11 protein-coding genes are annotated in these 14,834 nt (G+C 61.6%); 5 read left to right on the forward strand and 6 right to left on the reverse strand.

The window, feature by feature from the left end:
* Positions 1-3: 3 nt before the first annotated feature.
* Entirely contained in the window at positions 4-1,815 is a 1,812-nt protein-coding gene (locus KF691_03340; GenBank protein ID MBX3388472.1) for a TolC family protein, read from the reverse strand.
* A 457-nt stretch (positions 1,816-2,272) separates the two neighbouring features.
* Between KF691_03340 and KF691_03345 the strand changes: the two genes are divergently transcribed.
* Both KF691_03345 and KF691_03350 read left to right on the forward strand, forming a co-directional pair.
* Positions 2,273-5,242 (forward strand): beta-galactosidase, encoded by a 2,970-nt coding sequence (locus KF691_03345; protein ID MBX3388473.1) that lies wholly within the window; start codon positions 2,273-2,275, stop codon positions 5,240-5,242.
* On the forward strand, positions 5,239-5,805 hold the full coding sequence (locus tag KF691_03350) for a bifunctional (p)ppGpp synthetase/guanosine-3',5'-bis(diphosphate) 3'-pyrophosphohydrolase (protein ID MBX3388474.1): 567 nt from the start codon (positions 5,239-5,241) through the stop codon (positions 5,803-5,805). The genes KF691_03345 and KF691_03350 overlap by 4 nt, the downstream gene beginning before the upstream one ends.
* 16 nt (positions 5,806-5,821) lie before the next feature.
* Here the strand turns inward: KF691_03350 and KF691_03355 are convergent, their stop codons facing one another.
* The 3 genes from KF691_03355 to secG all read right to left on the reverse strand — a co-directional run bounded on the left by KF691_03355 (position 5,822) and on the right by secG (position 8,532).
* Positions 5,822-7,000 (reverse strand): hypothetical protein, encoded by a 1,179-nt coding sequence (locus tag KF691_03355; protein ID MBX3388475.1) that lies wholly within the window; start codon positions 6,998-7,000, stop codon positions 5,822-5,824.
* A 127-nt stretch (positions 7,001-7,127) separates the two neighbouring features.
* The gene (locus KF691_03360) at positions 7,128-8,006 is read right to left on the reverse strand and encodes a YicC family protein (protein MBX3388476.1); all 879 of its coding nucleotides are present in this window, start codon (positions 8,004-8,006) and stop codon (positions 7,128-7,130) included.
* Positions 8,007-8,043: 37 nt separating this feature from the next.
* Entirely contained in the window at positions 8,044-8,532 is a 489-nt protein-coding gene (gene secG / locus KF691_03365; GenBank protein ID MBX3388477.1) for a preprotein translocase subunit SecG, read from the reverse strand.
* A 207-nt stretch (positions 8,533-8,739) separates the two neighbouring features.
* Here secG and KF691_03370 point away from each other — a divergent pair, with 207 nt between their 5' ends.
* Both KF691_03370 and KF691_03375 read left to right on the forward strand, forming a co-directional pair.
* Positions 8,740-10,575, forward strand: coding sequence for a M20/M25/M40 family metallo-hydrolase (locus tag KF691_03370; protein ID MBX3388478.1), 1,836 nt, complete (start codon positions 8,740-8,742; stop codon positions 10,573-10,575).
* Positions 10,576-11,513: 938 nt separating this feature from the next.
* On the forward strand, positions 11,514-11,945 hold the full coding sequence (locus tag KF691_03375; protein ID MBX3388479.1) for a hypothetical protein: 432 nt from the start codon (positions 11,514-11,516) through the stop codon (positions 11,943-11,945).
* Positions 11,946-12,458: 513 nt separating this feature from the next.
* Here KF691_03375 and KF691_03380 read toward each other — a convergent pair.
* Positions 12,459-12,644 carry a hypothetical protein gene (locus KF691_03380; protein ID MBX3388480.1) on the reverse strand — a complete coding sequence of 62 codons (186 nt, stop codon included), beginning with the start codon at positions 12,642-12,644 and terminating at the stop codon, positions 12,459-12,461.
* Positions 12,645-13,016: 372 nt separating this feature from the next.
* On the opposite strand from KF691_03380, the gene KF691_03385 reads away from it, so the two are divergent.
* The gene (locus KF691_03385) at positions 13,017-13,757 is read left to right on the forward strand and encodes a hypothetical protein (GenBank protein MBX3388481.1); all 741 of its coding nucleotides are present in this window, start codon (positions 13,017-13,019) and stop codon (positions 13,755-13,757) included.
* A 601-nt stretch (positions 13,758-14,358) separates the two neighbouring features.
* On the opposite strand, the gene KF691_03390 is transcribed toward KF691_03385, so the two are convergent.
* Positions 14,359-14,751 (reverse strand): hypothetical protein, encoded by a 393-nt coding sequence (locus KF691_03390; protein ID MBX3388482.1) that lies wholly within the window; start codon positions 14,749-14,751, stop codon positions 14,359-14,361.
* Positions 14,752-14,834: the final 83 nt, after the last annotated feature.

Here is a 14,834-nt window from a genome sequence, read left to right on the forward strand (position 1 = left end):
CAATCAGGGGGCCTGTTTGGCGGCGTTTGCTGCTTCCTGCGAGTCTCCCATGACGGGCGGATCGCCCGCTCCGGGGGCGGTCTGCGTCGCCGACGTGAGGTTCATCCCCGGCAAGGGCTGAAACGTTCCGTCGGGCGCGACGCGCAGTTGATCGGATTCGAGGAGGTAGTTCAGGATCGAGTTGCGCAGATCGGTCTTGGCCTGGTCGCGCCGGTTCTCCGCGAGGAGCAGCGCGTTCTGGGAATCAACGACTTGCTTCGCATCGACTTCGTCGATCTTGAGAAGCTGCTCCTCGAGCCGGCGCTTGTTGATCTGCACCTGTTGTTCCGCGAGCTTGAGCTGGAACGCGGCGAGATCGATGTTGCGCAGCGCGCTTCGTACGCTCACCACGACGTTGTCACGAGCCTGGTCCAGGCCGCGCTCTCGCTGCTGGAGGGCGATGGTGGCGGATCGCACGTTCAATCGCTCGATCTCGTTATCCAGTGGCAGCGAGAGCGTCGCACTTCCGGTGATCGTCGAGTCCTCCGGGCTGAAGTTGATTCCGCCGATGTCCTTGTTGGGATCGGTGATGATGAGCGCGGTGGCGCCGACATTCAGCGACGGAAGGGTTTCATTCTGCGCATTGGCGACGGCACGCCGCGCATCGTCGACGCGGTCGCGCGTATTCTGAAGGTCCAAGCGGTATTCGAGCGCAGCGCGGGTCGCGGTGTCGAGGGTAGAGTCCGGCATCGGGATTTCGAGCGCCAGCGGCCGGATGATCACGCGCTCGGAAACCTCGAGCCCGAGTCGGACTTTGAATCGATCGAGCTGAAGGATGTACTGCTCTCGCAGGTTCGCGAGCGCCGCTTCGGCGTTGAGCACGTCGTTCGCGGCAATGTTGACCTCGAACGCGCGGATGCGCCCGGCGTCCACGCGCGCCTGCGTCGCCTGCTGGAACGTCCGCAGACTCTCGAGTGAGCGCATCTGGTTGGCGATTTGCGATTGAACCTGGACAAGCTGGAAGTAATCGCCGGCCACGCTTACCAGCAACTGACGCCGGAATCGCTCGAATGTTCTGGCGCGGTAGATGACATCGCGCTCGGCCTGGATCAGCGGTTCCCGGGCCACCATGCCGGCGCCTCTGAGCAGAGGAACGCTCGCGGCGAGCCGCACCGACGACGCCTGAACGTACGAGCTCGAGACAGTTCCAACCAGCTGCTGACCGGCGTTGGCGACCCACGCGGCTTCGACCTGGCCGCCGTACGGCAGTTTCTTCTGCACTCGCAGCGTGTTGATCACGCTCAGCGCGCTCTGGGGCGTGCCGTCGTTCCACGTGTTGCTGCCCGCGAAGGTCGTGTCGTTGAAGAGGCGTGGTTCCCAGCGATGCTGCTCGGCGAGCAGAGAGATGACGGCGAGCAGGTAATCCTCTTCGGCGGTGAGGTACTCGCGCGAGCTCCTCTGCGCGATGCGCCACGACGAGGCAAGGTCGAGGTCCCGTGCGTCGCGCAGCCCGGCGCCTTCCGTGTTTGTCCCGTACGCCTCGTCCGCGTACTTGGTCAGACGCGCCGTGACGTCGCGGGCTTCCTGCTCAGGCGGGTACGTCAGATCGCCCGCAGTGGGGTTGTTGGTCTTTGGATCGGTCGCCAGCGAATGGTCGCGGATCTTCTGGTCGCTCGTCTGGGCCGCTTCTTTCCGATAGTCGTTTGCGGGTACGGCGTTGGATCGAAGCTCCGCAGAACGATTCTGAAGCATGGCGTCGATCCGCCGATCGATCGAATCCATGCCGGAGTTACAGCCGCCCGCAAGCGCACCGGCGACTCCGGCGATGCCCAACATAGTTCGTACGATTTGCGCCTTGGCGGACATTGGCGCGTGGTCCGGAGATTGAATCGAGTGGCATTTCACGCGCTGTTATTCGGACTTTGTTAAGATCACGCGGCCTTGGCCGAAGCCGAAGTGTACCTCGCCGGGTCTGTGGTTGTTGCGAATACCGACCAGCGCGCATACAGTTCGCCATCGTCGATCGGACGACCCATCTCGTTAGGGATTTGGACGGATGTGAGGGTGGACCTCTCCGTGGCCTCCGGGTCGTCAGCGTTTCCAAGGTCTTGCGGTCGCTGGGTTTGCAGCCAAGATCGAGGAAACGTGGCGGGCAGCGCAATGGCGACCTGCCAGCCGTCGAGGCCTGTGAGCTTGGACGCTCAAATTGGTTCCGCGGGCCGCGCAGCGTTGTGCGCTGTGCTGTGTGCTTCGCGGTTGGTCTTCGCTCCGGAGAAACCGGGGAAGGGCCTCGATGGCTTCGATCACCTACGACGGGCGCAGTCTGCTTATTGACGGCAAGCGCATCTGGCTGGTATCCGGAACGGTTCAGTACACGCGCGTGCCTCGCGAATATTGGGCTGACCGAATCCACGCCGCGAAATTGGCGGGCCTGAACACGATCGACACCAGCATTGTCTGGGCGAGGCACGAGCCGCGCCCCGGCCACTTTGACTTCAAAGGCGACAACGATCTCAAGCACTTTGTCGATTTGGTCGGAAAGGCCGGCATGTATTGCACGGTCCGGCTCGGACCCCACGTTGGCAACGGATTCGACATGGGCGGAATGCCGGTCTGGCTTGTTTCGAACAAGAGCGCCGAAGCGAAGGCGGCCGAGGCGAAAGTCGCCGAGGGAAAACTCCCGACCAAGCCCGATGGCGACGATAACGCCGAAACCCGCGCGATCAAGGCCAAAGTCATGCGGCTGCGCGCGCCGAGCCAGCCTTTCCTGGAAGCGGCTTCGCGCTTCATCAACGCGGTGTCGAACCAGATCCGGATGCTGCAGGTCACAGCGACCGCCAAGGGCGGCCCGCTGGTGATGATCCACAACGAGGCGGGATGGACCTGCGGCGATCAAGTGATCGCCGATCACTACCTTGGCGAATTGCTCCGTTACATCCGCGAGTCGGGCTTCGACGTGCCGATCGCGAACAGCAACAACCTGTGGGCCGGAGTCGAAGGCGAAATCGACGGGTGGACCGGTGGCGATGAGATGCTCAGCGCGATGCGCCAGTTCGCGATGGTCCGTTCGCTGCAGCCGCGCTTCGTGGTGGACTTCGACACGGCGCCGCGCGATGTATGGGGCGCGGAGCCGGCGCAGGCACGTCCGGCGTGGCTCCTTCAGCGCCAACTCGCGGAGATTCTCGCGGGCGCCGGCCAATACAACCTCTCACCTTTCCACGCGGGAACGAACTGGGGCATCTCGGGCGGCCGGCTTTCCGACGGGCCCGATGTGTTCAGTGCCACCAACGTTTCGAGCCGAGCGCCGCTGACGCAAACCGGTGCAGCGGGCGAAACTCATGCCTTCCTCCGAAGGCTGAACACGTTCGCCTCGCGCTTCGGGCGCGTCCTGAGCGGATTCGACCCGACGTTCCACCCTGTGATGGTTGCGCCGCGCCTCGCGCTCGCGCACACCAAGAAGGGCAAGCACGACCCGCACGAGCCACCGGCGACCGTGGTGCACGCTTCCGGCAGCCAGGGCGGCGTCGCGTTTGTCTTCACGCCCGGACCCGCGGACAAGGGAGAAGTGCGCACGGTCGAACTGATGATGCACGACGGCACGCCGTTGCCGGTGCATCTGACCAACCAGTCGGTTGCATGGTGCCTGATCAACGCGAGCGTGGGCGGTCGTGCCAATGTCGATTACTGCACGCTGTGCGCGCTCGGCGCCGTGGGACGCACGCTCGTCGTGTTCGGTCCGGTCGGAACGCGCGGCACGATTTCGATCAACGGCTCGCCGCTCGAGGTCGAAGTTCCCGGCGCGGGCGCTCGTAATCCCGAAGTGATCGAGCACGAAAACGTGTACATCGTCGTCGTCAGCGAGGAACTCGCGGACGCGACCTATTTCGCGGAAGACGCGGTTTACGTCAATGCGTCTGGACTTACCACCGACGGTCGTCCGATGCCGATCGAGGGCCAGCGCCAGATCACGCGGATCGACGGCGAGGGGGATGTTCGAACGGTCGATACCGCGAAGCTGTCGCTCAGCAAGAAGGCCGAAAAGGCGCCGGAAAAGATCGCGCTCCACAACTGGACCTGCGCGCCGCTGGACGATTACATCTCGGGCGAGAGCGCGCGGTTTGCCGCGGTGGACGGGCCTGCGGACCTCTCAACGCTCGGTTCGACGACCAGCTACGGCTGGTACCGGATCAAGCTGAAGCCGTCGAAGGCGGAGCGCGTAACGATCGCATCGCCTTCGTCGGGTGATCGGCTGCACTTCTTCGATCGTTCGCGCGAGGTGGGGGTGCTGGGCGTCGGGTCCGGCGCTCATTCCACGCTCGGCTTGCCGCTGCATAAGCCGGAACAGACTCTCGTGGTTCTCGGGGAAGCGCTCGGTCGCTACAGCGACGGGCGCCACATGGGAGAGCCCAAGGGCCTCGTCTCACACCTCTTGGAAGTCGAGCCGATCAAGTCGGCGGCGCCCAAAGTCGAGATCGGGGAACCTCTCGACATCCTTCGCTTCAGCAGCCCGATCTACGACGTTCGGTCGTCCGACTCGACGCTGCCGGAACGCATCAGCTGGAATCTCGGGAAGAAGTCATCCTCTCCGATTCTTGTCGTGAACAAGGGGCTTCCGTGCGCGGCGCTCTTGATCGTGAACGACAAGCCGGTGACCGTGATCGATGAAGCCGGGCCCGCGACTTTTCTGATCGAGCAAGATCGCTTGGGACGCGGAAACGTCACCATCCAGCTCGCGCTCTTCCCGATCGAAGGCGGCGGCGACGGTGGCGGCGACGGCGAGGACAGCGTGAGCGGGCTTGTCGATGCCGCGGCATCGACGCTCGAGTTCTACTCGGTCGAGAACAACATATCCGCCAAGGCGGAATGGGCGTTCGCGAAGTTCGATCTGCCGACCGCCGCGATGTTCAAGGCGGGCAACAAGCACGAAGAAGGGCCGGTGTGGTGGAAGACATCGTTTCAGGCTCCGCACACTTCGGTGCCGATGTTCATCGAACTCGATGGATTGACCAAAGGGCAGATTTACCTGAACGGCCGTCACGTCGGGCGCTATTTCGTCGCAACGAAGGCCGGCAAGGAAGTGCCGACGCAAACCCGATACTGGCTTCCCGCGTGCTGGCTCAAGAAGGACAACGACCCGAAGCACCCGGCGATGAACGAGATCATGATCTTCGACGAGCACGGCGCGAAGCCGACGAAGCTCAAGGTGGTATTCGACGACACCGTCATGCCGATCACGACAGGGGTCAGCCAGGAGCCCGCGTGAAGCGCGGGGTGCCGAAGCGGGAAGCCGGCGAACTCTGGCGCAATGCGGCCTCGTTTGCGGCGCGCAAGCACGCAAATCAGTTGCGTCGCGACGGGCGCACACCTTACTTTGCGCACGTCGTCCGGGTCGCGATGACGGTTGCGGAAGTCTTCGGTTGCCACGACGAGGAGGCGCTCGCGGCGGCGCTCTTGCACGATGTCATCGAGGACACGACGACCGACTACGAGGACATCCTCGAGCGCTTCGGAAAAAAGGTCGCGGATATAGTGGCGGCGCTCACCAAGAACATGATGCTCCCTGAAGCGGCGCGGGAAAGGGAATACGACGCGCGGATCGCCAAGGCCGACTGGCGCGTGCGCCTTGTCAAGCTCGCGGATACCTACGACAATCTGCTCGATAGTGTCAACGACCCGCGCGGTGACAGGGATATCTCAAAGCGGATTGACGCGTGCCGGCGCGCAATCGCCCTCGCGCAGCCCGATGCGAAGGTGCGGCCGATTTGCCGCAATGCGATCGCGAAGACGAAAGAACTCCTCCGGAGCCATTCGCGTCGGAAAAAGTGAGCGTGCCGGTGGGTTCTCAGCGATCGCGAAGGATCTGACGGATCTGATCCATCTGGGCCTGGACGATCGCAAGATCCGCTTCCAATTCGTCCGTGGTCTGCTTCATGATCTGACGCTGCTCACGCGGAAGATTGGGATCGTTCGCCAGTCTGTTCGCGGTATCGATCCTGCCCCGGATAAGGGTGCGTTCTTCCAGCAGGCGCTGCTGGCGCTTCAGGAGCGCGTTGCGATTCTCGCCGCCAACGGCGTTGACGAACTGCTGCGGACGCATGGAGATCATGCTCGACTGCGGCGTACCCGAAGAAACTTTTTCGCGAGGATTGCCCGAGGCGACGAGATCGGCTGTGGGCGTTCCTTCACGCTGAACCGCGATGCGGGATCCATCCGGAAGCACGCGCTGCACCTGAAAATCGGGGCGCTGCATCGACGCGCGGCGGATTTCCGCTTCGGGATCGACTGGCTCGGCGCTCAATCGGTCCGCTTCAACCCAGGCCTGCGCCGGAATCGCACCGAGCGCCAGCGGAGCGGGCTGAACGGAAGCGCTGCGCCCGAGCCGCAACTTCCACGCCGCCTCCATCAGTTCCGGACTTGGGATCTGCGCTCCGCGAAGGTCGCGACGAGAACCAAGGCAGACGCTCACACGCATCGGACGACCTTCGCGCTCGATCTCGATCTGCACGATCTGGCCTTTGTCGCGGGAGATCGTTTCGAGCTGACACTGCAGATTGGTCCGGATCCGGCAACTATCGATCGATCGGAGCAGATCGCCGCCCTTGAGCACGTTCGCCGAATCAAAGCCATCGACTGTCGCATCGATCGGGATTCCTTCTTCGTATTGCTCTTCGGCGCCGGCGACACCGATCTGGCGGACGATTCCGAATTGCACTCCGAGCGCGCCGCGCGGCGTCGCGAAGAAAATCTCGCGGGCGATGCCGATCAGGCGTTCGCGCTGTTCCGGAGTTGCATCCGCGTTGACGAGCGCGAGCACGCGATCCGGCGAAGCGCCGGCCCAGGCCCGGAGTGTTTCCGCCGCCTTCTCGCGCGTTTCGATCGAATCGTTCTCGAGGTCGCGTACTGCGGAATCGACGAGTGGTCCAGAAGCCCGCGCAGTCGGCGCGGAGCCCGCCGCTAGAGCGAGAGCGATCGCGACCGATCGGATGATTGCAAAGCCGGGTTGGCGGATTCGAATACCCATAAGGGTGGCGCCCCTTCTGATTATAACCAACCGTTGCCTGCGCATGTTGTTGTACTGTGCCGAAGCCGCGCGGTTCCTGCGGTGAGCGGATACTTACCGGCAATTCATTCCTTGTCCCGAAACCGCCTTATTCGACGTTCTGGGCCTGTTCTTTGATGCGATCGATCGCGCCCTTGATCTCGACGGCGTGTCGCGAGATCACGGCGTCGGGCGATTTGCTGGCGATGGTGTTCGCTTCGCGGAGCATTTCCTGTGCGAGAAAATCGAGCGTGCGTCCGAGCGGGCGGGGTTCGTTGCTCGCGATCAACTCTTCGAACTGCTCGAGGTGGGCCCGCAGCCGGTTGATCTCTTCGGCGATGTCGGTGCGCTCGGCGTACGCCGCGATCTCGCGCACCAGATCAACAGAATCGATCTTGACCCCGACATCCTTGAGAAGCGTGTCGATCCGGGTGCGGAGGCGCTTTTCGTAATCGGCGATGACTTCCGGCGCGCGATCGGCGACAAGTTTGAGCCGCTCGGCGATGAACGCGTGGTGGGTGCGCAGGTCGGCGACGAGCGATTTCCCCTCGCGCTCGCGCATCGACTGGAGTTGCTTGATCGCCTTGTCGAGCAGATCGAGCATGGCGGCCTTTGTCGCTTCGAACCGTCCCTCCGCATCCGCCGGCGGTTGGAGCACGCCCGGGAGAGAGAGGAGGGCGCCGAGATCAACGGACGGAGCGCCGTCGAGCCGCTTGAGTTGCTCGATATAGCGGTTCAGCGCTTTGGTGTTGATCTCGTGGGCCGCGGCCTCGGTCTGATCCGAAATCGAGGCATTGACCGTCACCGTGCCGCGACTGATGCGCTCGCGCAATCGTGTCTCGAGTTCTGCCTCGAGACTCTGGAGTTCCTCCGGCAGCCGAAGGACCGTCTTGAGGTACTTGTTGTTGAGCGAGCGGATCTCGAGAACGTAATGAGCGCCATCCACATGTGCGGATGCCTCGCCGTAACCGGTCATGCTCCGAATCAAGCCACACCTCCCACAATGATGGACGCTGGCGCCGGCATTAGTTCTTGGGAGCGGGCTCGGAGGGTTTGGGTTCCGGGGCCGACGGGGAGGAAGCGGGCGCTGCCGCCGGCTCCGTCGCGCTGGGCGCGGCAGTGTTGGTCTCGGCCGGAGGCGTTACCGGGGGAGTTTGGCTCTCTGGTTGCGATGCTCCATCCGCGGGCTTCTCTTCTGGAGCGCTCGTCGACGTCGCGGCGGTGGTTTGCCGGACGGCAGCGGGCGTCGTCGCGTAATTGAGAATGATTCCAAAGAGCAGGAATGCCGCAAACACCGAGATTGTGAACCAGGTGAGCGCGTCACCTGTTTTGGTGCCGAATGCTGTCTGGCCCGAGCCGGCCGAGCCGCCTCCGAACGCCGCGGACAGCCCGCCGCCTTGGGGGCGCTGGATCAGGATGGCCAGCACCATCAGGGTGCTGATTCCGATGAACACCACCATGAGCAGCGCGGTCGCCCATGGATTGTTCATAAACCACTCGAAAATGCTGTTCATTGTCGCTCCGAAGTAGGCGGAGATGGTAGGTCGCGAACGGAACCGGCAGCCGAATTGGTCGCAACGAATCCGGCCCAAAACCGGTACGCTCTAGCCCGCCCGCAAGCGCAACATTCTCGGAGGCAGTCTGTGGCAGAAAACAATTGCGTCGTCGTTCGAATCCCGGCTTTGACGCCTTGTCTGAGGCCAAGTCTCAAATCAATTCTGGTGGCAATTGTCGCGGGGGGGTTGGCCTCGTGCGCCGGTTCGCAACCCCGCTCGGCGGATACGGCCGCAAGCTCTGGCGTCGTCGCGCTCGATCGCCCGGGACTCGATGTGACGTTTCATCAGCCCCAAGACTGGAAGAGCGTGATCGACGGACAGGAAGTCGCTGTGCCTTCGATGGAGATGGGCGACGACTCGATGACGATGAGCATTCTGAAAGAGGGTGCGTTAAATTCGCAGGTGATGAACAACTTGCGCGCGATCGCGGTGGAGCGCGGACCGAGGCTTACGGGCTCCGAGAATCTGCGAAGAGCACAGGACTGGGCGAGCAAGAGTTTCCGCGATTGGGGATTGACGAACGTTCACCTGGAGCAGTGGGGAACAGTCGGCGTCGGCTTTGATCGCGGGCCGAGCAGCGGCACGATTTATCTCGCGCGTCCGATGCGCCCCGAGACCCGTCCGGGTGTGAACACGCGCGATGCCGCAGACACGCCGGCAAGGGATGCGGCACCGGACGCCCAGAAGGAAGCGCCAAAGCCCGAACCAAGGATCGAATGGAACAAAGCACGCGAGGTGGAACTTACCGCGCTTTCGTGGAGTGTCGGCACGAACGGGACGGTGCGCGGCCCGGTCATCCGCGAACCCAAGACCGATGCGGAGTTCGAAGCCGTCAAGGGCGAACTGAAGGGCGCCTGGATTCTGGTGCAGGCGCCGCCGGCGCTCGGCATGCGCGGCATCCGCTCGATGATGTCGGCGCGCTACGACATGCGCAAAGAAGCTCGGAAGAAAGTCGCGGAAGGCAAGCCCATCTCCGAACTCCCGGTCGCCGAACGGCTCGCGTTCGAGCCGATCGCGGGGTACATCTCTTCGAGCCGCGATGAGCGCGTGTGGACCGGTGCGGTCCCCGGCTGGCGCGATCTCACGAACGCCGATCGCGATGGCGCCGACGACGATCAGGTGCACGTGCAGGTCCGGCTGAGCGACTACGACTTTCTGAATTCGCGTCTCGCCGATGGCGAAAAGGTGGAAGTCGAGTTCAACCTGGAGCACCACTTCAAGTCTGGTCCGGTGCCAGTGCACAACGTGATCGCCGAGATCAAGGGCAGCAAGTTCCCCGACGAATACGTGATCATCTCGGCGCACCTCGATAGCTGGGATGGCCCAGGCTCCCAGGGCGCAACGGACAACGGAACCGGGAGCGCCGTGACACTCGAGGCCGCGCGCATCCTGAAGGCCGTGAACGCCAGGCCGCTGCGAACGATCCGGTTTATCTTGTGGGCGGGTGAGGAGCAGGGTCTGCTCGGCTCCAAGGGTTATATCGAGTCGCACAAAGACGAACTCTCCGGCATCAGCGCCGTGTTCGTTGATGATGGAGGAACGGGATATCAGGCGGGCGTGCAGGCGGCAACCGGGCAGGTGGAGATGCTCGCCGCGGCGAGCGCACCGATGAACAACGTCTTCTTCAGCCGCTTCGACAAGAAATTCCTCAACGTCGACATCAAGAACACGGGCGAGATGATGAAGAGCCACGGGGGCTCCGATCACGCGAGTTTCAATCAGGCCGGCGTGCCCGGTTTCTTTTGGGAGGAAGGCGGACGCGCGGATTACGGTTTCGGCTGGCACACACAGAACGACAAGATCGAACTTGCGATCGAGGAGTATCTGATCCAATCGGCGACGAACTCGGCTGTCGTGGCTTATCGGCTCGGATGCGCGCCGACGCTGTTGCCGCGGGCGAAGGTGGATACGGCGGGCGAGCGCCCGAACATGCCGAGGCGGCGAGAACAGAGAGAGCAGGAGACACCCCCGCCAGCGCCTGCGAATCCGAGCAGGAGTTGAAGGGTGGGGCTCGCGTGTGTCGCTCGCCCCCGCAAGCGAGCGGCTCGCCAGCCGCGCTGAAGCGCGTTCCAATCTGGAAATGGAGGTTACTCTCCACCGCTCGAACGATCCTCGCGGCGGAGACCTCGGGGAAACACTGACGGAATTACCTTTCCGCTGCAAGCAAACAGATCTGCGAACACGCCTTAGGGGAGATGTGTGAGGGGGCTGTGGGTTTGGTTGGCGGGGATCGCCTCCTCCCCTGGGCTGAATTCGCACCGTTTGGTTTTCCAGGGTTTGGTGGTTGGTTCTGGGGAGCTGATGGCTTTGGATTCTGGTTCCTGGGTCTCAAGTCCTTACAAAGGCCTCTGGGGAGTCAACACTGCCATCTGAAGGTTCCTGGGATCGGCAAACGGGCGGGTGGGTGGGATAGTTCTGAGCGGCTGGAGCGGCCACCGTGAAACGAGGGCCGCTAAGGCGGGTAAAAACGTGTTTGACAGGTTGCCCGGAGCCCGAGGGGCGACCGAGCAGCCTGAGCGCGTTCTAGGGCCATTGGCGTTCGCCATTTCGGCCTTCCCACCGCGCGAACAGCCGTGAACAGGAGCGAACAAGCTTGTTCGCGCTCATCCCGGCACCAATTTAGTGCGAGACGGCCCAGTCTTCGGGTATGCTGCAGCTTGGTGCGGGATTCCAACTCCTCTGGCGGAAACGCAATCCCCCACCCCAATGCTGCGAGGGGTCGGCAACGGCCCCCGCAGGTTTTGCCTCGCTGGGCTACGGGCCACTCATCCGTGGTTTCCGGCCAAAGCGCGTTGCCGAGGCCTTCACCCAGCCGTAAGCCTCGCAATCGACGCTGCCGATGGAAGATCGCGACCCAAGTCCAAGCTGAAAAAAAACTCGATGCACGGCAGTTGCCAAAGCTCCACTTCGCGCTAGTTTCCGAAGCGAAGGAGTTCACAATGAACGGGAGCAATGGAACTACGGATCGGCGGCCTGCGACCCCCGGTTATCTGAAGGGAATTGATAGCCCGAAAGAGGCCCGCGAGTTTCTGCAGGGACTAAGGCTTCGAGTGCAAGTGCTTGCCCAACAGGCGGGAGCAAAGAAGCCGGATCGCGAAAGCTGCCACGAGCAACTCCGCCGGCTCAAGGACGACTTGCGAGAGTGGATGCGCCAAATGGACGCGAGGTGCCGCGATGGCACGGACACCGATCTGGAACGTCGATTACTCCGTCACGCCATACGCGGATGCCTACTTCAGATCCGTGTACGCGTGAACTCACGTCCGGGGCGATCGTGGAGCAACGACCTTTACTCTGCTGAGGTCGATGTGCTTTGGGCGGAACTCCAACTCGATAGGTGGGAGGAGCGCAACGAAAACCCCGCCTCGTGAGAGGTGGGGTCGTCCTTTGGCGGGACGCGGTTGCCTGGCGGAGTCATGGGCTTTGTCCTTTATCGCTGATCGAAGATGCCGTTGATTCGTGCGCCTCCCTCATGGAAAGTTCCTTCGGGTTGGCTGCCAGATCACTTCCACGGTAGCGACCCCCCAGACGGCAATGCAGATAGTCGGCTCTACCGTGACGCACTGCGTCGGTGCCTGTCGGCCTTGCTGTTGTCCACTTAATTCACTGTAACCGCCATACACCGGAGGCTATCAAAACTGCTTTCGCGATGCAATCTCGTTGCAATGGCCGCCAGGTGACACGAGGCAACGCGAATCGACAAAGTGGAATTCCCTGCAGGGGCGGTGATTCCTTTCGGTGCATGTACCGAATTGAAACCCATGTCTCCTACTTGTCAGGCGGTGTAAAAGCCTGTCCTGTTACCGTAATGCTGGAGGCTTCGAGGAAATGCAGCGACCGCATTCTCATCCGGCGGCTGCGATGATTCAAAGTTCCGTCCTGCCCTAGACGGGCTCGCTCTCAACACTTGGCATCCACCCGTTCACCCGTTCCGCCAAGCCGGGCTCGCCAATACCTTCCAGCTTCGTCGCGGCCTTCTCAAAGAGCCCGGCCAATTCGGACACGAGCTCGGGCTTCACACGCCTGGGATTCTGCCGGTCCGCGATCAGATTGGACAACGCGATCTTCATTGCCGTAACTCCTGTGACCGCGACGGTTCCGGGGCGGGATCACCCGATCCCGACATGCTCTCGGAGCCAGCCGCCTTCGTGAGGAGGAGGCGGCGCTCCCGAGAGCTGATGTTCCGGCGCATCAACGACGGCGCCGGCGAGCGAGCCGCTTTGCCGAGCGCGGCATGGCGGCAGCTAGCGGGCAAATCAATTTGCCTGCGGCTGTTCCGCCGAATCGCGGGACTGGGTCCATAAATGCGGGTATCGAGCATCGCTCACTGCCGCAACATGTCCACCGCCTCTTTACATGATACCAAAAGCAGCCTGAGTGTCGAAGTTGCTGTTGAGCGTATACTTCGTCTTCGGAGGAGTTCGAGGCTTACGGGGGTCGAAATGAGCAACGAATTTGAAGGCAAAGTACGAGCCGGGTTCAAGGACGTGGCTTCTTCCATGCAGCTTCTTCAGTCGCAGACAAGAGCCATTCAAAAGAGTCAAGAGGCATTGGTGCAAGTTGTGGTAGCGCTCGCCAACGGCGCACCCAAACAGGAAAAGGCTGGAGGCGTCACAAGAAAATTCCTGGAAATTCTAAATACGTTCGCCGCCGTGGTCATCGCTCTTGTTCTTCTGAGTGTGGTTTTGTGGGCTATTCCCGAAGCGAATTCGTGGTTGCGACTGATTGCAAAGAGCTCTGGAAAACCCGACGCGCTCGCCGGTGTCGTAATTGACACAGTAACAAAGGGCACATCTTTAAGTTCTGATGACAAGAATCAGCCGGTTCGGTTGACGCACGCCTTGATAATAAGAGTGCCCGCAATCACGTCGAGCGAAGCGGACAAGAGTTTCATCGAGCTGCACAAAATATTGAATGGCGTCGGCGGTTGGAACAGATGGCGAATTGAGCGAAAATCAGACCGACCGGACGACGCCGACAAGGGACTAATAGCTGAAAAGTATATGTATTTTGTGGCATTGGCAAAGGATCAAGTTGTATCGACGACGCGGCAGCTGATGCCTTTGCTTGAAAATATATTTCCCACGGACCACATGTTGATAACGGTATCGTTGTCCGATAGCGAGACGTGGAATAGTATAAATCCAACTGCCGCGATCGGTCAGTCTACGTCTCCGCAATAAGGCATAGCAATATGGTGATGCAAGCTTGCAAGCGCTACAAACTACGCGCGGGCAACTAATAGTTGCTACGGAAGGAGCAGCAATGCTCTGGGGTTGGTTTTGGCAAATCGTGGACTAGAGTATCAGGCAGTGGGCCCTCAGCGCGGTTCGTCCCGGCGATGACTTATGATTCGCACCGGCGTGGCGCAGCGCTTTTCGGAGGGGACACGAAATCAGGGATCAGTAGTCAAAGGTGGGAGCATTCGCCTCGGTGTCTAGCCGATTTCAACGGGGACCACGTTGTGGATGATGCGGATGTCAGCGTGTTTGCGGTGGCGTGCGACCTCGCTGGATGTGGAGATGCTGCGATGCCGCCCGGATGCCAAGCAGACTTGAATCATGACGATATGGTGGACGACGGTGACTTTGGCGTCTTTGCTGCGGCATACAACGTGTTGCTTCGTCCGTAGTCATGCGATAGTTGTTGGTGGGGTGGATTTGGGTGGCGTGCAATCGTGTCGATTAATTGACTACTGCGCGATGCGAAAAAGCAGAACAGCCGAGCCTTCGCTCGGCTGTTCTGTGGTTTCGAGCGGATGAACGCCGGCCCTAGCTACGGATACTACCTGTCACTTGGCTTTGGCATCCAAGTGTTGACTCGGTCGGCCAGTTCGTGGTTCCCAAGCTCCTTCGGGGCCGCTACTGGTTGTCCGAAAAGAGTGTCAAGCTCTGTAACGAGTTCCGATTTCTTTCGGCTGAGCGCGGCGCTGCCATGAGCAGGTCCCCGAAGGACTCCCATCAGGTGGGCAAGCTGCACCTTTTGGTAGCCCGCGAGCCATTCTGCGCTGGGTGTCCACTTCTTTCGAATCGACACGCCGAGTTCGGTAGCAAGCAGCCTCACGAGCGGAGTGTCGCGGTGGGGGTAGCCGGTGATGGCTTCCAAGATCAGCGTTCCAATCAGTGCGTCCAGTTGCTTCTCCATGAGTGGCGAGAGTGTCGTGTACGCCTCGTTCACTTCGTAGGATTTGTCGATGCCAGTGGAGGTCGACTTTATCTGTGGTCCCTGGATAGTGGACCGCTTCGATGGCGAGCTTGAGG

The organism is Phycisphaeraceae bacterium (assembly GCA_019636555.1).
Classification (GTDB): domain Bacteria; phylum Planctomycetota; class Phycisphaerae; order Phycisphaerales; family UBA1924; genus JAFEBO01.